Below are 22,238 nucleotides of genomic sequence, written 5' to 3' on the forward strand. Positions count from 1 at the left end.
TCGAGATTCGAGATTCGAGATTCGAGATTCGAGATTCGAGATTCGAGATTCGAGAAAATTAGAAAGGTTGACGTGAAAGCGTCAACCTTTTTTTTGTCTGGAGGTTTGTTTACTCGATTATTTAAGCGATTAGCTAACCTACACAGCAAGAGATCTCCTATTACGCTCATTCGTCGCTCTAGGAGATGACGAGAATAGGTGTAGTGAATCCAAGACAACATCAATGATGCGCCATCAAACCACACCAAATCGTTATCCCTCTTCTCACCATCATTCCCTACAGTGAGGGACGAACGTGATAGGGAATCTGCTTATTGAGAACGTAAGCCCTAGCCACATTCAAACTCCGACCTTATACTCATGTAAAACAATTAATTGGAAAGATCATGAGCTTCGAACTTCACCCGCAACTTGCGAAAGACACCACACTTATCGGCGAATTTCCACTGAGCTTAGCCCTGCTACACAAAGATAACGCAGTGCCTTGGGTTATCTTGGTACCAAAACGTGCCAACCTAAAAGAGTTGCACCACTTACCAATGAAAGAGCAACAGCAGTTCCTACATGAATCTCAGGCGGTAAGCCAAGCATTAGAAGCAACGTTCCAACCAGACAAATTGAACCTTGGTGCGCTGGGTAATATGGTGCCACAACTGCACATCCACCATATTGCACGCTTCAAAGACGACATTGCTTGGCCCGGCCCAGTATGGGGTAATACAAAAGGCGAACAGCGCAGTGAAGAAGATCAAGCCGCTATCCTGACTCGTATCCAAAACGTTCTGTCACTGAGCTCTATCTTCAAGAAAGCATAATTCGAGTTCATCTCATTGAGCTTTAAAGCAAAACACTTCAGAAAAGACACATAACAAAAAGCCGCTCATCTTAGATAAGCGGCTTTGTCATTTTCTAATCTCGCCTTTTTCAACGAGAGTCTGAAGACCGAACTACATCATCACGTTAAGCGACAAACCATCTTGTTTGCTGATGGTGTAGCGAATACGCGTTGTATGACCATGCTTATTCGTATCGACCAAGCGAGAAACTTTCCCTTTCTTGACCCAAACACTCAGCATCGCATCGACGCCATCTTCACTCATGCCAAACTTTGCAGCGAGCTCTTTACGAGCCGCAACGCCGTGGCTATCAATGTATTGATGAAGTTCAGTTAAAATCATACTACTTGCACCTCTAGTGCTTTCTGCTTACTGCCCACTTTCTTGAAGACGCGATACGTCACCACAAAACCACCAGCAATCGCCACCATCCATACTGCACTTGTCACAGGATGCGCAGCAAAGTTTGCCGCTTGGTAGTAGAAAGTCGCACCAAAGTAACCAAGAGCCATCGTCCAAACCGCGATGAAGCGTGCAAACTTCTGACCAAATTCACGAACATAAGCACCCATCGCGGCCACACAAGGCGTGTAAAGCAGGATAAGAATCAAGTAAGCGAATGCCGCATGACCAGATACAAACTTGTCTTTCAAGTTACCAAAGATAGAGGTATCGACTTCTTGGTCAGCTGCTACAGAATTAGAGTCAGACAAGTCGCCAACTTCAATACCTAATGGATCTGAGTAGCTCAATCCGGCTAGGTTTTCAGGGATCGTCATTACCGCTTCTTGCAGGCTTGCTGCTAAGTCAAACTCAGCTGCTTCTTCATCAGAAGGCGTTATATATAGGCTATTTAATGTACCAACAACGGCTTCTTTAGCGAAAATACCTGTGATGATACCAACCGTTGCAGGCCAGTTCTCTTCAGTAATACCAATTGGTTGGAATACAGGTGTTACAACTTGAGCTGCTCTAGACAGTACTGAGTTTTCGCTATCTTCGTTACCAAAGCTGCCGTCCATACCTAGAGAGTTTAGGAAGCTAAGAATAGCCACAACCATCACGATTGTTTTACCTGCACCAAGTACGAAACGCTTCAGCTTCTGCCAAGTTTTCAACATTACGTTTTGCACTGTCGGCAATTCGTAATCTGGCATTTCCATCACTAAGCTATCACTGCTACCTGGGTAGATCGTGTTTTTCAGGAACAAACCCGTAAATACAGAAGCAACGATACCCATGATGTACAGAGCGAATACTACGTTTTGTCCTGCACCTGGGAAGAACGCCGCCGCGAACAGTGCGTATACCGGTAAACGAGCACCACATGACATAAACGGCGCCATTGATGCTGCTAGTTTACGTTCGCGCTCTTGGTCAAGAGTACGAGTTGCCATGATTGAAGGCACGTTACAACCAAAGCCCAGTACAAGTGGGACAAATGCTTTACCCGGTAAACCAATCTTCTGCATCACTTTATCAAGTACAAATGCAGCACGAGCCATGTAGCCTGAGCTTTCTAGTACCGCTAAGAATAGGTAAAGCGCTGCGATAACAGGAATAAAGGTCGCAACCGTTTGGATACCGCCGCCAATACCATCAGCAAGTACAGTGACTAACCAAACTGGTAAATGGCCATCTAATAAGTGGTGTCCACCATCAACTAATATTGCTCCAACACCAATATCGAAGAAGTCGATAAACGCACTACCGATATTGATAGAGAACATGAACATTAGGTACATGATAACGAAGAAGAAAGGAATACCGACCCATTTGTTCAAAATGAATTGGTCTGCTTTCTCTGTAAAGTTACGGCTTAGTTTGCCTTCGCTGCGACGAACACGTTTACAAAGGTCATGTAAGAAAGTGTATTTAGCGTCAGCAACAGCAAGGTCAATATCGAAATCGGCACCAAGACGCACGCTATCAATTTGAGTGCGAGTTTGTGGGGCTAAACCATTCAATACCAAGTAATCATTTTCTAAAGCACGAATCGCTAGCGCTCGGTGAGATACGTCAGCATCATCAAATTGTGACTCAACAGAAGGGATAAGAGCTTCTAACGCGGCATCGTAATCAATAGAGATAGGGTCAAGGCTCACACCTTGAACAAGCAGTTTATGCAGACGCTCTTTAAAGCGAACCACTTGACCTTTATCGTTTGCAGACAAGCTTAGAACTGGGCAACCTAGCTCTTTCTCTAGTGCTTTAAGGTTAATCACCTGACGTTCGCGCTTTAATACATCCATTTTGTTCAACACAACGATCATTGGGCGACCCAACTCACGCAGCTGTAATGTCATATATAAGCTTCGTTCTAGACAGCTAGCGTCGACAACATTGATGATCACATCTGCTGGGTGAGTTAAAACAGCGCGAGACGCGATAGACTCATCGATGCTGTTCGCATCATTACCACTGTCTAGTGCGTAGATACCCGGTAAATCCGTTAGTTGAAACTGATCACCAGCGTGCGAGTATAAACCCGTCTTCTTTTCAACAGTGACACCAACCCAGTTACCAACGTGCTGCTTAGCACCAGTCAGTGCGTTGAACAGTGTTGTTTTACCACTATTCGGGTTACCAACGGTAAGAACTTGATAATCCATTTAGATAACCTCGATTTGTTCTGCAATGCTTTCACGAATGGCGATAGAAACACCTCTCACTTCAACTTGAAGCGGATCACCCATAGGTGCACGGCGGATAAGCGTCACCTCGGTTTTTGGCAACATACCCATGACCATAAGTTTCTTCCTTACGTCTGGTGTTAAACCTGTTAGTGCAACAATAGAAGCCGCCTTTCCTTGCTCTAATTGTGAGAGTTTCATAAGTACCCAATTCGTGACTGATAATGAGAAAGATTGTTATTAACGCCATGATACACATACATGCCCACAATTCTATTGTGTGAAATCAATGTTTTCGAAAATACATACTCGTAAGTTTCGTTAAAAACGTTTACGTCAAAAACGTTACTTTCAACAACTAGCGAGAACTACCTCACTAGTACAAACCCTCCCAAACAAAAACAAATCATTAATTATCAATCACTTGAGACAATGTCGGTTTTCTCATAGGTATCTGTCGTTAATTTTATAAGTAAAATAAGTAGCTGGACGTATAGTTACTCCATCGAAGAGAAACTACTTCTCTTTAATTTTATTCCAGAGGTGATATGGCTTTGCTATATCACTCCGGCAGCAAGCGAAGGTGTCGTTGGCACCCGTGGTATAGTCCCCCCGGCTATGCCACGATATTTTTTTTCTTCCCTTTGTTTTATCCCAACAACCTTTTTAAACTCCCCATTTATCTCGTATCTCGTATCTCGTATCTCGTATCTCGTATCTCGTATCTCGTATCTCGTATCTCGTAGAAGCATAAAAAAGCCCCAACACGAATGTCGAGGCTAAAGTATCTTTATTTATGTTCTAGCTGAGTATCCGCTGCGTGCTACTCTTCGTTGTTTTCAGCAAACTTAGATGGTGACATGCCAAAGTGGTGCTTAAACCTTTGACTGAAATAGGAAGGGTCATTGAACCCCGAATCAAACGCCACATCAGAGATCTTCTCTCCAGCGAGTAAGCGCTCACACGCATGCTCTAGACGTACTTCATTCAAGTGCTCTTTGAAGGTCTTGTTGTAAGCCGATTTAAAGCGTCTCTGTAAGCTTCTCTCAGACATAAACAAATACTTAGCGGCAGTTGCAGTACTGAACTCGGCATCAGCGTAGTTTTCACTCACAAGCTGCGACACTCTGTTCTTCCACTCTTGTTCCGCTGTCAGTTTTTGTTGCTCTGGTGTTGAGGCGGCAAGCTTAATGGTTTCAATCTGTTCAATTGTGCTGGCTTCGAGATTGTCGAGTACTTGATACTCAATTGGCCACGAAAGCTGAACCTTATTTTGAGACTCCGAAACAAAGGCATTAAGCTCGCCACCGCTCTGATTCATCAATAGCGGCAGCTTTTCGATGTTAAGGTCGGTCGACTTTCCGGTATTGTCACCCATGCTTGATGCCAGCTTAGGGAAAGGCATGCCATGATCTCGAATGGTTACAACAAGATGCTCCTTAACCTCTTCAACCAGAACCACCATACTCTGCGACTTAAAGTTTCTCTTGATGATGCTCCCGACCAAGCTATTGAAGATAATATCGAGATTAAAATACAGCAACGAGACATATCGTTGTTTTGTTTCGACTTTAATATCCAGTTCAATACCGGCTTTGGTTAAGTCATCCTGCCAAGCTTTGAGTACCACCTCTAAGATTAAAATTATATCGTAACAAACTTGCCCTTCTCCTTGAGGCGTATTACTCAATTGAGCTAAGCCATTTTTCAAGGTTAGAATCGGCGACTTCCCGAGCTCGTCATTCCAATTCGGGAGCATCGCAGCAATATGATTCACTTCAGAAGAGAGTTCATTGGCAGTGTGAGACACAAGCGCATTCTTCACGGATAGCTGCTTTTTAAGCTGTTGATTAGTGGCGAGTAATATCCGGCTTTGGTGCCTCAATTGGTCTGTCTTCAGTGCAACTTGCGCTTTTAAGTGCCGGTTGGCAAAAGTGACATAACGCGAACGCCAAAAGACTAAGATAGTCACAACGCCAATCAGTAATATCAGAGAGCTTGCTGCAGCCCAATTGGTCAGATACCAAGGCTCCGCAATCGAGAAGCTTTGATTGGTTGACACAAAGCGATAATGGGAGCCTTTAACCGGCTTCACTTCAAGTGTGTAATCCCCTGGAAGAAGATGATCGAGCGTTAACAAGCCCCCTTCAAACTCACTCCAAGGTTCATCGTCGCTCAGTCGGTATTCCATCGCAGGTGCGAACGTTGCTGGTAAGATACCTAGCTTAAACCCCATCGATGAACCATAAGGAATCTCATCCAGCTCTGCCGTTTTCCCGCCAAGTGATACCGTTTGTTGGTCGACACTTATCTTACTCAACAAGGCACGGCTATGAGGTGTAGTTGATACCAGTAACTCGTTAGATAACGCGCTGACTACACCATACTTTGAGCCGAAAACAAGCCTCGAAGGTTGGCTATCTTGACTGTAAAAAAGAGCACACGCTCCTGCCGCCAGTTCATTGGTGATCAAACCAAATGGCGAACCTATGTGTTTATGCAGTTGCCCATCCAATCCGTAATAACTGATGCCTTTCGAAGAGCCTAACCAAACACCATTGTCATCGCTTATCAGGCAGTTGGGGCTAATATTGTCTTCAACAAGAGTGATTTCTTGAATAATAGAGCTGTCATCCGGGATTCGATACACGCCATAACTGCTCGCAAACCACTGCGCTCCATCCTTCGCTTTTTCAATATCGACGACTTTGCCAAACCGTTCGCTGGAACGACTAAAGCTAATTCGTTTATCAATGAACGAGTAGAAGCCATGATCCGTTCCTATATAGATGCGACCTAGCAAGCCTACATTGAGAGCGGTGATCTTCGCAGGCAAGAACTTGTCGACTAACCAGTCAGTGCCATAACTCGTCAGTTTCATGGTTTCGATAGATAACGAATAGAGGTTTTGCCCAGAGGTCATCCAAAGAACGTTATCGGCTTGAAGCGCAAGGTTTTCAACACGCACTCCCTCAATTGGCCTTGGTAAATCAAGGGCTTCGGGTTGTAGTGTTTCCGTATTTAGACTGATGATACCTTGTTCGGTCGCCAACCAAATGGAAGAGCCAAAGATCTCAAAATCATTAACAGGGTTAGAGTAAACACGAATTGGGTTCTCTTCACTTTCAGAATCAACCAAGTAGAGCCCCATTGAAGACGCGACCCAAGATAACTGGTCACTGACAGGCAGTACTTTATTGATCACCACACTACTCGAATGCATGCCCATTCCAGTTAGGGGTGTTCTCGAGAAGGTTTTGCTGAACAGTGAGAAGTATCGGATACCGTTGTTTGTCGCAACCCACATACCACCAGCATGATCGTTTATCAACGAATATATTTTCTCACCCGGTAACGAGAAGTCTTGACTAGCGGCTTGTTCGAATCGAGTAATTTGTCCCGTAATAAAGTTGTAGCTAATAAGGCCGTGCTCTGTACCAATCCAATACTGGTCCGAAGTTTCGGCCAACGAGAGAACATGCGACCCTTTAACGATGGTCTCTTTGTCTGGGTTCGCGAGATCAACAATCACAGCACCATTTAAAGTACCGATCACTAACTCACGTCGAGCATTCGAAAAATAAACCGTCTCAATATGGTTTTTGTCTGATGCGGTGACATGGGTAAACTCTTGATTCTCTGAAAGGTAAACGCCAGAACTGGTCGCTAGCACCCACTTTGATAGTACCCACTCAGCGTCGTTAATCGCAATGTCACTGCTGTTATTGTATCGGTACAGTTTAAGTAGAGAGTAGGTGTTGAATTCTAAAGATTGAGTGTTGTAGGTATAGAAATTACTGCCGTCAGTAACCCAAATATAATCGCCTGATGCACCGATATTCGCTATTTCAGCGCCGGGACTTAGGCTAAACGCCAATTCGTTGCCAATTCCAGGGTTATGTCGATAGACCTCATTGTCGAAAAATGTCCAAAACTCATCGTTCAGAAAGGCGACTCTTTCCGAAGAAAATTGCAGTAAGCTTCCCTTGCGAGGGAATAGAGTTCGACCATCGTAAAAGAGTACTTTTCCATGCACATCATGAACCCAGAGCCCACCTCCGGCACCTAAATACAAGTTTTTAGCCGCAAGGAAATTCCCTTGCGCTTGAACGGGCAAAGGATAGAAAACGGAGGGCGAGGTATTTACCGCTAGAACGCTAAATGAAATGCTCATTAACATGAACATTTTGAAGATAATTCGATACAACTCTTAATCCTGAACAGCAACAACACATGAAATTTTGGGTACCACAACGTCTTATCGTTGCTAAACCAAAAACTGAGTTTTTTTGTGCTTATTATTATCTTTCCATTTTAGCGGAAATTAGAAAAGGAGAAAGGAGGTTTGTTATTTGTTAGGAGGTTTTATCTTAGCGGTCACGAAAATGCCGCAAAAAGCGGCATGATTCATAAATTAACGAGAGCAAAGTAGAGTAAAGAATACTCGTTTATGACTTACTTCTCGTCTAAGCAACTTGTATAGCTATCTGTAAGTTGCTGAAGAAAATCGAAATAGCTTCCACTCTTCACTTCAACTGTTGAACCGATAGGGTCAAGCTGACCTTGTTTTGCGTTACTTCCGCGCGTCACTGATTCAATCACAGCAGGAGTGAATTGAGGCTCAGAAAACACACATTGAACGTTTTCACGTACTATCGTTTTCTTAATAGCGATCAGGCTTTTTGCACCCGGCTTACGCTCTGGGCTCACCGTAAAGTGACCTAAGTTATTTAGCTCAAACTCTTGCTCAAAGTAACCATACGCGTCATGAAAAACGTAGTAACCTTTGTCTTTCACGGGTGCAAGTTGCTCTCGAATAGACTGTTGCTTCTCTTTCAATGCAATCAGGAATGAATCGAGATTCTCTTGGTACGCCATTGCGTTGTCTGGATCAGATTCAATCAACTTAGCTGAGATGTATTTTGCAGCTACTTCAACTTGCTCGATACCTAACCAAAAATGCGGGTCATGGCTACCGTGGTGGTGCCCTTCATGTGCATCGTGGTCATGCTCTTCGTGTCCGAACTCTCGCAAGTTGATTCCGGGAATATCACTGATCTTGATAACATTTTCTTTTGAACCAATCACCTTAGTCAGAAAGGCTTCTAGGTCAGGGCCGAACCAGATGACCATATCGGCACTATGAACTTTTTTGACATCCGATGGCTTAAGCGCATAATCATGCGGCGAAGCATTGCTGTTCATCAACACATCCGGCTCACTAACGCCTTGCGTTAATTCTGTCACAATCATTTGAATTGGTTTAAAGCTTGTTAGAATAGTATTGGCACTTGCGACACTTGGCGCTAAAAGCAAAGTAGCAAGTATAAAAGATGAACGTGACATAATCCCTCGATAATAGAAAAGTAGCTTAGGCTTGAGGTAAATGTTACATTATAACATTAGCGAATTGCAAATGAGTTCTATTCATGGATAACTTAATCCAACTAGATTCTGTGAGCGTCGAATTTGACGGTCGAAAAGTTCTAGACAACATCTCTCTAAATTTAGAGCGCGGCAGAATCACCACCCTGATTGGGCCAAACGGTGCAGGAAAGTCGACATTAGTAAAAGTGGTACTGGGTTTACAGACCAAATTTTCAGGCACAATAACAAAAGCTAAAAAACTGAAAATTGGCTATGTACCACAAAAATTAAAGCTCAATGATTCCCTACCGCTCAACGTAGAGCGTTTTCTAAAACTCACTGGCAATTTCAGTCAGCAAGAGATCCTTGAAGCATTGAAGCTTGTTGGTGCTGAACATCTGCAGAAGAGTAACATGCACCAGCTATCTGGCGGAGAAAACCAACGTGTGCTCATTGCTCGTTCATTGCTAAGAAGACCAGATCTACTGGTTCTCGATGAACCGGCTCAAGGCGTCGACGTTCAAGGGCAAATAGACCTGTATGACTTGATTGACACCATTCGCCACCGCTTTGGTTGTGCCGTATTTATGGTTTCACACGATCTGCATTTAGTGATGGCAAAAACAGACGATGTTATCTGTTTACACCACCACATCTGTTGCTCAGGCGCACCTGCAGACATCAAACACCATCCTTCGTATATTGCGCTCTTTGGCACCGCGACCCAAGAGACGCTAGCGTTTTATCATCACCAACACGAACATCACCATCATGATCTCGCAGGCCAGCCTGTCGAAGGCGACGTGCATGAATGTTCAAACCATAAACACGGACACCACTAATGCTTGAGTTTCTTCTTCCCTCTATTTTGGCGGGTTTGGGTATTGCACTAATTGCAGGCCCACTAGGTTCATTCGTGGTGTGGCGTAAGATGGCTTACTTTGGTGACACGCTTGCTCACGCTTCTTTGATGGGCTTAGCACTTGGCTTTCTGTTCAACATTAACTTGTATTTCGCGCTGCTGATTTGTTGTTTGATGCTGGCCGTGTTGCTAGTGACTTTACAAAAACAAAAGCTGGTCGCGACCGATACCCTACTCGGTATTTTGGCGCACAGTGCGCTATCACTTGGTTTGGTTGCTGTCAGTTTCTTAGATAACGTTCGTGTTGACCTAATGAGCTACCTATTTGGTGACTTGCTGGCAGTATCTCCAACGGATTTAGTGTTCATCTATGCGGGTGCTGCTGTGATTGGATTAGTACTTGCTATCTTTTGGCGACCACTACTATCAACGACGGTTAACGAAGATCTCGCGGCGGTTGATGGCATCAACATTGATTTAATGCGTCTGATTCTGATGCTATTGGTCGGTATCGTGATTGCTGTCGGTATGAAGTTTGTTGGTGCGTTAATCATGACATCGCTACTGATTATTCCTGCAGCAACGGCAAGGAAGTTCTCGAGCACACCTGAGCAGATGGCCTTCCTTGCATCAATTATTGGCTCTATCGCTGTATTCGGTGGATTAAGCTTGTCTTGGTTCTATGATACGCCTGCTGGCCCGTCTGTGGTTATCAGTGCGGCAGCAATGTTTATGCTATCTCAAATGGTTAGAAGTCGAGCTTAGCACTTAGCAGTACGATCTCGTATCTCGAAAACATAAAAAAGGCTTGGTCAGTGACCAAGCCTTTTTAATATCGTTTCGATTAACTTCTATCTCAATCGATAAAAGCCAGCTGATTACCAACCCGTGATTTCACGTAGGCCTTTACCGATGTCAGCAAGAGACTTAACAGTCTTAACGCCTGCTGCTTCTAGTGCTGCGAATTTATCTTCAGCAGTACCTTTACCGCCAGAGATGATTGCGCCTGCGTGTCCCATACGTTTGCCCGGAGGAGCAGTAACACCAGCGATGTAAGATACAACTGGCTTAGTTACGTTTGCTTTGATGAAATCAGCCGCTTCTTCTTCCGCAGTACCACCGATTTCACCAATCATTACGATTGCTTCAGTTTCTGGGTCTTCTTGGAAAAGTTTCAAGATATCAATGAAGTTTGAACCTGGGATAGGGTCACCACCGATACCAACACATGTAGACTGACCAAAGCCTTCATCTGTTGTTTGCTTAACTGCTTCGTATGTCAGAGTACCTGAACGAGATACGATACCTACTTTACCCTTCTTGTGGATGTGACCAGGCATGATACCAATCTTACACTCGTCTGGAGTGATAAGACCTGGACAGTTAGGACCGATCATGCGAACGCCAGTTTCTTCTAGCTTCACTTTAACGTCGATCATATCTGTTGTAGGGATACCTTCAGTGATCGTTACGATCAGTTCGATACCTGCATCAATCGCTTCTAGGATTGCATCTTTACAGAAAGGAGCTGGTACGTAGATAACTGTTGCTGTTGCGCCAGTTACTTCTACCGCTTCACGTACTGTGTTGAATACTGGAAGGCCTAGGTGAGTTTGACCACCTTTACCAGGTGAAACACCACCAACCATTTGCGTACCGTATGCGATAGCTTGGTCTGAGTGGAATGTACCTTGACCGCCAGTGAAACCCTGACAGATTACTTTAGTGTCTTTGTTAATTAATACAGACATTATTTAGCCTCCGCAGCAGCAACAACTTTCTGAGCAGCATCTGTTAGAGATTCAGCTGCAATGATATCAACATCAGAATTAGCAAGTACTTCGCGACCTAGGTCTGCGTTTGTACCTTCTAGACGAACAACTACAGGAACTGTTACGCCGACTTCTTTAACTGCACCGATAATACCTTCAGCGATCATGTCACAACGAACGATGCCACCGAAAATGTTTACGAGTACTGCTTTAACATTGTCATCAGAAAGGATGATCTTGAATGCTTCAGCTACACGTTCTTTTGTCGCGCCGCCGCCTACATCAAGGAAGTTTGCTGGCTTGCCGCCGTGTAGGTTTACGATATCCATCGTACCCATCGCAAGGCCTGCACCGTTAACCATACAGCCAACGTTACCATCTAGTGCTACGTAGTTCAGTTCCCACTGTGCTGCGTGTGCTTCGCGCTCATCTTCTTGAGATGGATCGTGCATTTCACGTAGTTTAGGCTGACGGTACATCGCGTTTGAGTCGATGTTGATCTTGCCGTCTAGACAAAGCAGGTTGCCTTCGCCAGTAATTACAAGCGGGTTGATTTCTAGTAGAGCTAGGTCGTACTGAGAGAACATTTTGCCAAGACCCATGAAGATCTTAACGAACTGTTTGATTTGATCGCCAACTAGACCAAGTTTGAACGCCAGTTCACGGCCTTGGTAAGCTTGAGGGCCTACTAGAGGATCGATCGCTGATTGGTGAATCAACTCTGGAGTTTCTTCAGCGATTTTCTCAATGTCCACACCGCCTTCAGTTGACGCCATGAATACAATTTTACGCGTTGCGCGGTCAACAACAGCACCTAGGTAAAGTTCGTTAGCAATGTTTGATGCTTCTTCAACTAGGATCTTAGTTACAGGCTGACCATTAGCGTCTGTTTGGTAAGTCACTAGGTTTTTACCTAGCCACTTTTGTGCAAACTCTTTAACGCCTTCTTTGGTGTCATGTAGCTCTACGCCGCCCGCTTTACCGCGGCCACCAGCGTGTACTTGACACTTAACGACTTTCTTGGCTGTACTGATACGACCTGCAGCTTCGAAAGCTTCTTGTGCAGTATCACATGCGAAACCTTCTGGTACAGGCAAACCGAATTCTGCAAACAGCTGTTTGGCTTGGTATTCATGCAAATTCATTTTGATATTCCGTTTATTTTCCCTTAAGGGATTATTATTTCCATAACGACACAGTTTCCTGTGTTACGTCTGTAGGGTCTTCTCAAAACAACTGCTGTCCATTTTCTAATGGCTTTACAGTTCAATTGAAGGCCAGACGTTGAGCAGCCTAGCCTTTGAAACTTTTTACGTCTAGCTAACGGGGTTAACTAGACGTTTTAGCGATACTAAACGTCTAATAGCAGACGTGCAGGATCTTCTAGAAGCTCTTTGATGGTCACTAGGAAGCCAACTGATTCACGGCCATCGATTAGACGGTGGTCGTAAGAAAGCGCTAGGTACATCATTGGTAGAATCTCTACCTTGCCATCAACAGCCATTGGACGGTCTTGGATTTTGTGCATACCCAAAATTGCCGCTTGAGGCGGGTTGATGATTGGCGTAGACATTAGAGAACCAAATACACCACCGTTTGTGATAGTGAAGTTGCCGCCCATCAGTTCATCAACCGTTAGCTTGCCGTCACGACCTTTGATTGCTAGCTCTTTGATGCCTTTTTCGATATCAGCGAAACCTAGTGTGTCACAGTCTTTGAGTACTGGAGTCACTAGACCACGTGGCGTAGATACCGCCATGCTGATGTCGAAGTAGTTGTGGTAAACGATATCTGTACCATCAATAGAAGCGTTCACTTCTGGGAAACGCTTCAGTGCTTCTGTTACTGCTTTCACGTAGAAAGACATGAAGCCAAGACGCGTATCGTGACGTTTCTCGAATTGGTCTTTGTACTGCTTACGAAGGTCCATGATTGGCTTCATGTTCACTTCGTTGAAAGTAGTCAGCATTGCTGTGCTGTTTTTCGCTTCTAGAAGACGGTTTGCAACTGTCTTACGCAGGCGAGTCATAGGCACGCGTTTTTGGCTGCGAGCCGCTGCTGGCGCTTCAACTGCTGGTGCAGATGCTGCTGCCGGAGCCGCTTTCGCTGCTGCTAGGTGTGCGTCGATGTCTTCACGAGTAATACGACCACCAACACCAGTGCCTTTAACGTCAGCTGGTTGTAGGTTGTGCTCAGCAAGCAGGCGACGAACAGCTGGGCTTAGCGCGTCGTTGTTCTCTTCTGTTAGCGCAGCTTTATGGCGCTTATCAGGAGATGCTTCTGTATCTTCAGTGGTGTCTTTCGTTGGTTCACCAGCGACAGCACCCGGCTTGATTTTAGCCAAAAGCTGCTTAGAAAGTACCGTAGCACCCTCTTCTTCGATGATAGCTTCCAGAACACCCGCTTCAGGAGCCGGTACTTCTAGAACTACTTTATCTGTTTCGATATCTACAATGACTTCATCACGTGCAACCGCTTCGCCCGGTTTTTTGTGCCAAGTAGCAACTGTTGCATCAGCCACAGATTCAGGTAAATCTGGAACCAGAATTTCAATTGTCATGTGCGTATTTTCCTTTTACTTCTAGTTCTTAAGTAGGGTCAAAGCGTCGTCAACTAACGCTTTTTGTTGTTTCAAGTGTACTGACATATAGCCAACAGCTGGTGATGCTGATGCAGGACGACCTGCGTATTGAATATCAGCACCTACTGGGATAGCAGCTCGGAAATTATGTTGGCTACTGTACCAAGCACCTTGGTTTTGTGGCTCTTCTTGACACCAAACGTAATCGACTACATTTGTGTACTGTGCGATGGCAGCTCTCACGTCCTCATAAGGGAACGGGTAAAGTTGCTCAATACGTACAATAGCGACATCGTCTTGCTCGTTCTTACGTCTTTGGTCAAGCAGGTCAAAGTAAACCTTACCTGAACAGAACACGACGCGTTTTACGTTCTCAGGAGCCAGATCATCAATTTCTGCGATAGCTGGTTGGAACGTGCCTTCTGCCAAATCTTCAAGAGAAGAAGTACACAGAGGGTGACGAAGCAATGACTTAGGTGACATTACAATCAGTGGACGACGCATTGGTCGAACAACCTGACGGCGAATCATGTGGTAAACCTGAGCTGGTGTTGAAGGAACAACAACCTGCATGTTTTGTTCAGCACATAACTGAAGGTAACGCTCAAGACGTGCAGAAGAGTGCTCCGGGCCTTGGCCTTCATAACCGTGAGGAAGCAGCATAGTTAGACCACATAGACGTGCCCACTTTTGCTCACCTGATGAAATGAATTGGTCGATAACAACTTGTGCACCGTTTGCGAAGTCACCAAATTGAGCTTCCCAAAGGGTTAGACCGCTTGGCTCTGCTGTCGCGTAACCATACTCAAATGCGAGTACCGCTTCTTCAGATAACACAGAGTCAAACACTTGGAATGGCCCTTGTTTATCATGAATGTTCGCAAGAGGAACATACGTGCTTGCATCTGATTGATTGTGCAGTACTGAGTGACGGTGGAAGAACGTACCACGACCTGAATCTTGGCCTGAGATACGAATACGCTTACCGTCGTCAACAAGTGTTGCGTATGCCAGAGTTTCAGCCATACCCCAATCGACTTGTTTCTCACCATTCACCATGGCAGTACGATCGTTGTACAGTTTATTTACTCGGCTTTGCAGCTTGTGGCTGTCCGGGTATTGACAAAGTTTGGTACCAAGCTCTTTCAGGCGCTCGATATCAATCTTGTTATCCCACTCGATGTTCCAGTCGTGACCTAGGTAAGGAGACCAGTCTACTGAGTGAAGTGCCATTGGACGCCACTCTTTAACCACAACTTCACCGTGATCAAGTGCATCACGATATTCGTTAACTAGCTGAGTTGCTGTATCAATACCAAACTCACCGCGCTCCATTAGCACGTCAGCGTAAAGCTTACGTGGTGTTGGGTGCTTCTTGATTTTTTGGTACATCAAAGGCTGTGTTGCATTCGGCTCATCGGCTTCATTGTGACCGTGGCGACGGTAACAAACCAAATCAATAACAACATCACGCTTAAACGTATTACGGTAATCCAATGCAAGACGCGCAACAAACGCAACCGCTTCTGGATCATCAGAGTTAACGTGGAAAATCGGAGCCTGAACCATCTTCGCGATATCGGTACAGTACATCGTAGAGCGTGTATCGCGAGGGTTAGACGTTGTAAAACCAACTTGGTTGTTTACAACGATACGAACCGTACCACCTACACAGAAACCACGAGCTTGAGACATGTTAAACGTCTCTTGTACTACACCCTGACCAGCGATAGCTGAGTCACCGTGAATAGTAATTGGAAGTACACGGCTACCATCATTATCACCAAGGCGATCTTGACGTGCACGTACTGAACCGATAACTACCGGGTTTACGATTTCTAAGTGAGATGGGTTAAATGCTAGTGCTAAGTGAACGTTGCCGCCTGGCGTTGCGAAGTCCGCAGAGAAGCCTTGGTGGTATTTCACATCACCAGTACCCCACGTGTCATCGTGCTTGCCCGCAAACTCGTCAAACAGGTCTTGTGGTTTTTTACCAAGCACGTTGACCAACATGTTTAGACGACCACGGTGAGCCATACCAACAACAACTTCACGCATGCCTTGTCCGCCAGCATGACGAATAATTTCTTTCGTCATTGGGATAAGAGCATCACCACCTTCCAACGAGAAGCGTTTTGCGCCTGGGAATTTCGCACCAAGATAGCGTTCAAGACCTTCAGCAGCAGTTAGCTCTTCTAGGAAAGCTTGCTTTTCTTCTTTGTTGAAAGAGGGTTGACCAGATACAGACTCTAAACGTTGTTGGATCCAACGCTTTTGCTCTGTATTTGTCATGTGCATGTATTCAGCACCAATAGAGCCACAATACGTTTGCTTTAGAGATTTGTAGAGATCTTTAAGCACCATCGTCTCTTGGCCAATGGCGTAAGAGCCGACGTTGAACGTCTCATTGAGGTCATCTTCGGTAAGAGTGTGGAAAGAAGGGTCCAGTTCATCAACTGTCGCTCTTTTCCATAAACCTAGGGGGTCTAGATTTGCTGCTTGATGCCCTCGGAATCGATAGGCATTAATAAGTTGCAGAACCTTTACTTGTTTCGCATCGACATCTGGATCACTAACTTGGACACTGTAATGCTTTGTTTCTTGAGCGAGTCGACGGAAGTATTCACGAACACGAGAGTGTGGTTGTTCCACTGTCTCTGAAGCTTGCACAGGCAGTTCTTCAAAAACACTTCTCCATTCGTCACTTACCGAATCTGGGTCACTTAGATACAGTTCATAGAGTTCTTCTACGTACGTTGCATTGGCGCCAGCCAAGTGTGAAGACTCGAGCCATGCCTTCATCACGCCGTTGTGCATATTTTCCCTTAACCAGTAGTTTTCACGTTTGCTGCGGTCTATGCCGAGCTATTAAAAGGCCGCCCCAAAACTTCTAGGGCGGCAATTTTTATATAACTTAAACCGAACGATTCACTAGCATGGTCTTGATGTGACCAATAGCTTTCGTCGGATTTAATCCCTTAGGACAAACACTTACACAATTCATGATGCCATGGCAACGAAAAACGCTAAATGCATCATCAAGATCGGACAAACGTTCGTCTGTCGCTGTATCTCGGCTATCAATTAGCCAACGGTACGCTGCAAGCAGGCCTGCTGGTCCGATGAATTTGTCAGGGTTCCACCAGAATGATGGGCATGACGTTGTACAACATGCACACATGATACATTCGTACAATCCATCTAAATGAGCACGCTCATCAGGGCTTTGTAAGTTTTCACGAGCCGGTGGCACATTGCCATCAGACACTAAGAATGGCTTCACTTTTTCGTAGTTATCGTAGAACTGAGTCATGTCTACAATCAGGTCACGAACAACGGGTAAGCCAGGCAGTGGGCGAATCACAATCTTGTCTTGGCCCGAAAGCGCAGACAATGGCGTGATACACGCTAGGCCATTTTTACCGTTCATGTTCAAACCATCCGAGCCACATACACCTTCACGGCATGAGCGACGGAATGAGATTGTTGGATCTTGCTCTTTCAACAGAATAAGCGCATCCAAAAGCATCATGTCTGAACCTTCATCCACTTCTAGAGTGTATTCCTTCATATAAGGTTTCTGGTCGACATCTGGATTGTAACGATATAAAGAGAAATTCAGTTTCATGGTCATATCTCCTTAGTACGTACGTGCTTTTGGTGGGAACGCTTCACGATGGATAGGTTCCATGTTTACACCACGCTTAGTCATGCTCTCTGACTCTGGGTTGTAAAGTGAGTGGCATAGCCATTGCTCATCATCACGGTCAGGGAAATCGAATCGAGCGTGTGCGCCACGGCTCTCTGTACGGAAATTTGCAGCAACAGCCGTTGCGAATGCCGTTTCCATCAAGTTTTCAAGCTCTAGACACTCGATACGTTGAGTGTTGAACTCTGTAGACTTATCAGATAGGTGTGCATTTTTCAGACGCTCGCGAATCGCTTTTAGCTCTTCTAGGCCTTCAGCCATTGCTTTGCCTTCACGGAATACTGAGAAGTTGTTCTGCATACATTGCTGAAGATCTTTACGGATTTGCGCTGGATCTTCGCCGTCTGTGCTGTTTTCCCAACGGTTGTAACGCTCTAGTGAACGCTCAATGTCAGCTTCAGTTGCAGGTTTCGCTTCGTCTTGCTTCTTCAGTGTCTCACCTAGGTGTAGACCTGTCGCACGACCAAATACCACCAAATCAAGCAGTGAGTTACCACCTAGACGGTTGGCACCATGTACTGATACTGATGCGATTTCACCACAAGCAAATAGACCTTGGATTTCAACATCGCTGCCGTCTTCGGTTTGCTTAATAGCTTGACCAGAAACTTGTGTTGGAACACCACCCATCATGTAGTGACATGTCGGGATTACTGGGATTGGCTCTTTCACTGGATCAACGTGAGCAAAGGTACGAGAAAGTTCACATACACCAGGAAGACGAGATTCAAGCGTCTCTTTACCTAAGTGATCAAGCTTAAGCTTAATATGTGGACCCCAAGGGCCATCGCAACCACGACCTTCACGAATTTCAACCATCATTGAACGAGCAACAACATCACGACCCGCTAAGTCTTTAGCGTTTGGTGCGTAACGTTCCATGAAGCGTTCGCCGTCTTTATTGAGAAGGTAACCACCTTCACCACGACAACCTTCCGTTACCAATACACCTGCACCAGCGATACCCGTTGGGTGGAACTGCCACATTTCGATGTCTTGCATAGGAACGCCAGCACGAATCGCCATACCAACACCGTCACCAGTATTAATATGTGCATTGGTTGTTGATGCGTAGATACGACCAGCACCTCCGGTAGCAAGGATTGTTGCCTTCGCTTTGAAGTAGCAAACCTCGCCCGTTTCCATACAAAGCGCGGTAGTACCTAAAATTGCACCATCTTCGTTTTTAACAAGATCCAGTGCATACCACTCAGAGAAAACCGTCGTTTTGTGTTTAATGTTTTGTTGGTAAAGCGTATGAAGCAGTGCGTGACCAGTACGGTCGGCTGCAGCTGCGGTACGAGCCGCTTGCTCACCACCAAAGTTTTTAGATTGGCCACCGAAAGGACGCTGGTAAATAGTACCGTTCTCAAAACGAGAGAAAGGCAGGCCCATTTTTTCGAGTTCGATTACCGACTCAGGACCGTTTTTACACATGTATTCGATAGCGTCTTGGTCACCGATGTAATCAGAACCTTTTACTGTGTCATACATATGTTGTTCCCAATGGTCTTCATGCGCGTTACCAAGAGCAACAGTGATGCCGCCTTGCGCTGAAACCGTATGAGAACGAGTAGGGAAAACTTTAGAAAGCAATGCACAAGAAAGGCCTTGCTCAGAAATTTGCAGTGCGGCACGCATACCTGCACCACCAGCGCCGATCACTACGGCATCAAACTCACGAACAGGAATAGTCACTTACGCACCCCACAAAATAAACAGACCAGAGAAGAAATATCCAAGAAGAACTGCAACAACACCGACTTGAAGACCAACACGCAGTTTTGCGCATTTGATGTAGTCAGTTAGTACTTGCCATAGGCCGATCCACGCGTGAACCAAAACAGAAGTAAGCGCTAACATGGTGAAGACTTTAGTGAAGGTTCCACCAAAGAATTGCGTCCAAGATGCGTAAGAGATATCACCAGAGAAAGCACAAAAGCTAACTAGGTAGATAGTGTAAAGCGTCATAATGATGGCAGTAGCACGAATCAATAGATAATCGTGGACACCATTACGACCAAAAGTAGAAACGTTGTTTACCATACTAAGATCCCCGCTAGTAGAGACAATACCGCTGTTGCTGCGAATGCAACCTTAGCGCTCTTAGCGCCAGATTCCAGCTCTTCAAAGTGACCAAGGTCCATAAGAAGGTGACGAATACCACCAGCAATGTGGTAAGCCAAAGCGGTTAAAATGCCCCACAGAATAAACTTCACGAAGAAACCATCGACAATGTCGCTAGCTTCGGCAAAGCCTACTGGGGATGAGAGGGAAATGGATAGTAACCAAAGCAGAATTCCAATCGCGACAAAAGTTATCACCCCAGACACACGGTGTAGGATGGAAGCTATTGCTGTGATTGGAAAGTGGATGGTCTGTAAATCTAAATTAACAGGTCTTGTCTTTCTTTCTTTCACGGGCTTGCTCACTCAGCTCCATTGAGCATTATGGTCATTAAATAACCTTATGATATTGTTATGGACAAAATTTGATTGTAAACCTTCAAAATTTAACATTAACTTAACAAATAACTAAAGTTGAGCCTTAGATAATTGTAAAATAATTGTTAACTGCTCGATTAAGAAAGACACCTCACATTTCTTCTTAGCCTTGCATTTATAAGGTTTTAACCAAACTTTTCAGCGCCACTATACGGCTGGCAACATTCTAATACAATTGATGTAACAAATAATGCTACACAGACCAGATTTTTAACGAATTTAATGTAAAAAACACTAACAAGTGCACACAAAGCTGTAGAAAAATTGACTTTCCCACGTAAGACCAGTAAAAAAATGGCACATAAACATCCTGGACGGATTAATAATAAACAAAGGAGATTGTTATGGCGGATAAGAAAGCTACCCTTCACATTGAAGGTCAAGCGCCAATCGAGCTGCCGATTACGGAAGGTGTACTTGGTACTCCAGTGATCGATGTTCGTACACTAGGTTCTAATGGTTTTTTCACTTTTGACCCTGGTTTTCTTGCCACTGCATCTTGTGAGTCTCAAATCACTTTTATTGACGGTGGAAAAGGCATTCTTTTACACCGTGGTTATCCAATTGACCAACTTGCCAATAACGCTGATTACTTAGAGGTATGTTACATACTTCTTTACGGTGAAGCCCCATCTCGAGCTGAATACGAAAAGTTCAAGACTACCGTGACACGTCACACTATGGTGCACGAGCAAATCGCTAGTTTCTTCCACGGCTTCCGTCGTGACGCTCACCCTATGGCTGTAATGTGTGGTGTTGTAGGCGCTCTAGCGGCGTTCTACCACGACTCACTTGATGTCAACAACGATACACACCGTGAAATTGCGGCATACCGCCTGATTTCAAAAATGCCAACACTGGCTGCAATGTGTTACAAATATTCAATCGGTCAGCCGTTTATCTACCCACGTAACGACCTAGGCTACGCAGAAAACTTCTTACACATGATGTTTGCAAACCCATGTGAAGAGTATGAAGTGAACCCTATCGTTGCTCGTGCAATGGATAAGATTTTCACTCTACATGCTGACCACGAACAGAACGCTTCTACGTCTACAGTGCGTCTTGCTGGTTCATCTGGTGCTAACCCGTTTGCGTGTATCGCAGCAGGTATCGCATCACTTTGGGGCCCAGCTCACGGCGGTGCAAACGAAGCTTGTCTGCGCATGCTTGAAGAGATCGGTAGCGTAGATAACATTGAAGAATACGTTGCGAAAGCAAAAGACAAAGATGACCCATTCCGTTTGATGGGCTTCGGTCACCGTGTTTACAAGAACTACGACCCACGTGCAACAGTAATGCGCGAAGCGTGTCACGAAGTGCTTAAAGAGCTAAACATCCAAGATCCACTACTAGACGTAGCGATGGAACTTGAGCGTATCGCTCTTTCTGATGAGTACTTTGTTTCTAAGAAGCTATACCCGAACGTAGATTTCTACTCAGGTATCATTCTGAAAGCAATCGGTATTCCAGTATCTATGTTTACAGTAATCTTCGCGATGTCTCGTACCATCGGTTGGATTGCTCACTGGAACGAAATGCACAGCGATCCGACGAACCGTATCGGTCGTCCTCGTCAGCTATATACTGGTGAAGAACAACGTGACTTTAAAGCACTTCACGAACGTGAATAGTTGCTATAAATCATAATGTTAAAAGGGGTTGATGTGAGAACATCAACCCCTTTTCTTTTGTACGCTCTCAACCCCGTCATCCTCAAGAATGCGAAGTGAACGAATAAAATAATATCGTCATCCCCAAGAACGAGGGACGAATGAGTTGGGGATCTCCTTAAGCGAGCAGATAAACTATACAGGTTACCTGCTCAATTCTAGAGAACGACGCATACACTCGACTCGTACCCCTTATACCAATCCGGAAAATTAACTGATCAGGTCAATCCAATCTCTTGTACACACTTTTGTGACGCGATCTTTGCACTCAAGAAATCCATTCCAAGCGCTACAGACCTTC

At 45.0% G+C, this 22,238-nt stretch carries 17 protein-coding genes; 4 read left to right on the top strand and 13 right to left on the bottom strand.

What is annotated here, in order from left to right; all coding sequences use genetic code 11:
* The first annotated feature begins 386 nt into the window (after positions 1 to 386).
* Positions 387 to 815: an HIT domain-containing protein gene (locus ACED41_RS20385; RefSeq protein ID WP_017061937.1), complete on the top strand. Its 429-nt coding sequence runs from the start codon at positions 387 to 389 to the stop codon at positions 813 to 815.
* A 132-nt stretch (positions 816 to 947) separates the two neighbouring features.
* On the opposite strand, the gene ACED41_RS20390 is transcribed toward ACED41_RS20385, so the two are convergent.
* From ACED41_RS20390 to znuA, 5 genes are all read right to left on the bottom strand, one after another.
* Entirely contained in the window at positions 948 to 1,178 is a 231-nt protein-coding gene (locus tag ACED41_RS20390) for a FeoC-like transcriptional regulator (RefSeq protein ID WP_017061938.1), read from the bottom strand.
* Positions 1,175 to 3,448, bottom strand: a complete 2,274-nt coding sequence (feoB, locus tag ACED41_RS20395) for a Fe(2+) transporter permease subunit FeoB (protein ID WP_371725563.1) — start codon at positions 3,446 to 3,448, stop codon at positions 1,175 to 1,177. Before feoB ends, ACED41_RS20390 begins: the two co-directional genes overlap by 4 nt.
* Positions 3,449 to 3,670: a FeoA family protein gene (locus ACED41_RS20400; protein WP_004734203.1), complete on the bottom strand. Its 222-nt coding sequence runs from the start codon at positions 3,668 to 3,670 to the stop codon at positions 3,449 to 3,451.
* Positions 3,671 to 4,292: 622 nt separating this feature from the next.
* Positions 4,293 to 7,655, bottom strand: a complete 3,363-nt coding sequence (locus ACED41_RS20405; RefSeq protein ID WP_371725564.1) for a helix-turn-helix domain-containing protein — start codon at positions 7,653 to 7,655, stop codon at positions 4,293 to 4,295.
* A gap of 269 nt (positions 7,656 to 7,924) precedes the next feature.
* Positions 7,925 to 8,815, bottom strand: a complete 891-nt coding sequence (gene znuA, locus ACED41_RS20410; RefSeq protein WP_017067380.1) for a zinc ABC transporter substrate-binding protein ZnuA — start codon at positions 8,813 to 8,815, stop codon at positions 7,925 to 7,927.
* Between the two features lie 83 nt (positions 8,816 to 8,898).
* On the opposite strand from znuA, the gene znuC reads away from it, so the two are divergent.
* Positions 8,899 to 9,678: a zinc ABC transporter ATP-binding protein ZnuC gene (gene znuC / locus ACED41_RS20415; protein ID WP_017061943.1), complete on the top strand. Its 780-nt coding sequence runs from the start codon at positions 8,899 to 8,901 to the stop codon at positions 9,676 to 9,678.
* The gene (gene znuB / locus ACED41_RS20420; protein ID WP_017061944.1) at positions 9,678 to 10,463 is read left to right on the top strand and encodes a zinc ABC transporter permease subunit ZnuB; all 786 of its coding nucleotides are present in this window, start codon (positions 9,678 to 9,680) and stop codon (positions 10,461 to 10,463) included. The genes znuC and znuB overlap by 1 nt, the downstream gene beginning before the upstream one ends.
* A 113-nt stretch (positions 10,464 to 10,576) precedes the next feature.
* Here znuB and sucD read toward each other — a convergent pair whose 3' ends face one another.
* The 8 genes from sucD to sdhC all read right to left on the bottom strand — a co-directional run bounded on the left by sucD (position 10,577) and on the right by sdhC (position 20,192).
* Entirely contained in the window at positions 10,577 to 11,449 is an 873-nt protein-coding gene (sucD, locus tag ACED41_RS20425; protein ID WP_017061945.1) for a succinate--CoA ligase subunit alpha, read from the bottom strand.
* Complete coding sequence (sucC, locus tag ACED41_RS20430) at positions 11,449 to 12,615, bottom strand: ADP-forming succinate--CoA ligase subunit beta (protein WP_019820479.1); 1,167 nt, start codon at positions 12,613 to 12,615, stop codon at positions 11,449 to 11,451. The genes sucD and sucC overlap by 1 nt, the downstream gene beginning before the upstream one ends.
* A gap of 206 nt (positions 12,616 to 12,821) precedes the next feature.
* Positions 12,822 to 14,030 (bottom strand): 2-oxoglutarate dehydrogenase complex dihydrolipoyllysine-residue succinyltransferase, encoded by a 1,209-nt coding sequence (odhB, locus tag ACED41_RS20435; RefSeq protein WP_017056410.1) that lies wholly within the window; start codon positions 14,028 to 14,030, stop codon positions 12,822 to 12,824.
* A 21-nt stretch (positions 14,031 to 14,051) separates the two neighbouring features.
* Positions 14,052 to 16,868, bottom strand: a complete 2,817-nt coding sequence (gene sucA, locus ACED41_RS20440; protein WP_017061946.1) for a 2-oxoglutarate dehydrogenase E1 component — start codon at positions 16,866 to 16,868, stop codon at positions 14,052 to 14,054.
* Between the two features lie 97 nt (positions 16,869 to 16,965).
* Complete coding sequence (locus tag ACED41_RS20445; RefSeq protein WP_010436773.1) at positions 16,966 to 17,679, bottom strand: succinate dehydrogenase iron-sulfur subunit; 714 nt, start codon at positions 17,677 to 17,679, stop codon at positions 16,966 to 16,968.
* Positions 17,680 to 17,691: 12 nt separating this feature from the next.
* Positions 17,692 to 19,458: a succinate dehydrogenase flavoprotein subunit gene (gene sdhA / locus ACED41_RS20450; RefSeq protein ID WP_048606450.1), complete on the bottom strand. Its 1,767-nt coding sequence runs from the start codon at positions 19,456 to 19,458 to the stop codon at positions 17,692 to 17,694.
* Positions 19,459 to 19,806 (bottom strand): succinate dehydrogenase, hydrophobic membrane anchor protein, encoded by a 348-nt coding sequence (gene sdhD / locus ACED41_RS20455; RefSeq protein WP_010436768.1) that lies wholly within the window; start codon positions 19,804 to 19,806, stop codon positions 19,459 to 19,461.
* Complete coding sequence (sdhC, locus tag ACED41_RS20460) at positions 19,800 to 20,192, bottom strand: succinate dehydrogenase cytochrome b556 subunit (RefSeq protein ID WP_017061948.1); 393 nt, start codon at positions 20,190 to 20,192, stop codon at positions 19,800 to 19,802. The genes sdhD and sdhC overlap by 7 nt, the downstream gene beginning before the upstream one ends.
* A gap of 416 nt (positions 20,193 to 20,608) precedes the next feature.
* Here sdhC and ACED41_RS20465 point away from each other — a divergent pair, with 416 nt between their 5' ends.
* Positions 20,609 to 21,898 (top strand): citrate synthase, encoded by a 1,290-nt coding sequence (locus ACED41_RS20465; protein ID WP_017061949.1) that lies wholly within the window; start codon positions 20,609 to 20,611, stop codon positions 21,896 to 21,898.
* Positions 21,899 to 22,238 lie beyond the last annotated feature (340 nt).

Origin of the sequence: Vibrio sp. 1F255, assembly GCF_041439145.1 — a bacterium.
GTDB classification, from domain to species: domain Bacteria; phylum Pseudomonadota; class Gammaproteobacteria; order Enterobacterales; family Vibrionaceae; genus Vibrio; species Vibrio crassostreae_C.

Coding starts and splice junctions, on each gene's coding strand:
- ACED41_RS20445 (WP_010436773.1), bottom strand. CDS start 17,679: ATGAAACTGAATTTCTCTTTATATCGTTACAATCCAGATGTCGACCAG.
- znuA (WP_017067380.1), bottom strand. CDS start 8,815: ATGTCACGTTCATCTTTTATACTTGCTACTTTGCTTTTAGCGCCAAGT.
- ACED41_RS20390 (WP_017061938.1), bottom strand. CDS start 1,178: ATGATTTTAACTGAACTTCATCAATACATTGATAGCCACGGCGTTGCG.
- znuC (WP_017061943.1), top strand. CDS start 8,899: ATGGATAACTTAATCCAACTAGATTCTGTGAGCGTCGAATTTGACGGT.
- feoB (WP_371725563.1), bottom strand. CDS start 3,448: ATGGATTATCAAGTTCTTACCGTTGGTAACCCGAATAGTGGTAAAACA.
- sucA (WP_017061946.1), bottom strand. CDS start 16,868: ATGCACAACGGCGTGATGAAGGCATGGCTCGAGTCTTCACACTTGGCT.
- sucC (WP_019820479.1), bottom strand. CDS start 12,615: ATGAATTTGCATGAATACCAAGCCAAACAGCTGTTTGCAGAATTCGGT.
- ACED41_RS20405 (WP_371725564.1), bottom strand. CDS start 7,655: ATGTTCATGTTAATGAGCATTTCATTTAGCGTTCTAGCGGTAAATACC.
- sucD (WP_017061945.1), bottom strand. CDS start 11,449: ATGTCTGTATTAATTAACAAAGACACTAAAGTAATCTGTCAGGGTTTC.
- znuB (WP_017061944.1), top strand. CDS start 9,678: ATGCTTGAGTTTCTTCTTCCCTCTATTTTGGCGGGTTTGGGTATTGCA.
- sdhD (WP_010436768.1), bottom strand. CDS start 19,806: ATGGTAAACAACGTTTCTACTTTTGGTCGTAATGGTGTCCACGATTAT.
- ACED41_RS20465 (WP_017061949.1), top strand. CDS start 20,609: ATGGCGGATAAGAAAGCTACCCTTCACATTGAAGGTCAAGCGCCAATC.
- odhB (WP_017056410.1), bottom strand. CDS start 14,030: ATGACAATTGAAATTCTGGTTCCAGATTTACCTGAATCTGTGGCTGAT.
- ACED41_RS20385 (WP_017061937.1), top strand. CDS start 387: ATGAGCTTCGAACTTCACCCGCAACTTGCGAAAGACACCACACTTATC.
- ACED41_RS20400 (WP_004734203.1), bottom strand. CDS start 3,670: ATGAAACTCTCACAATTAGAGCAAGGAAAGGCGGCTTCTATTGTTGCA.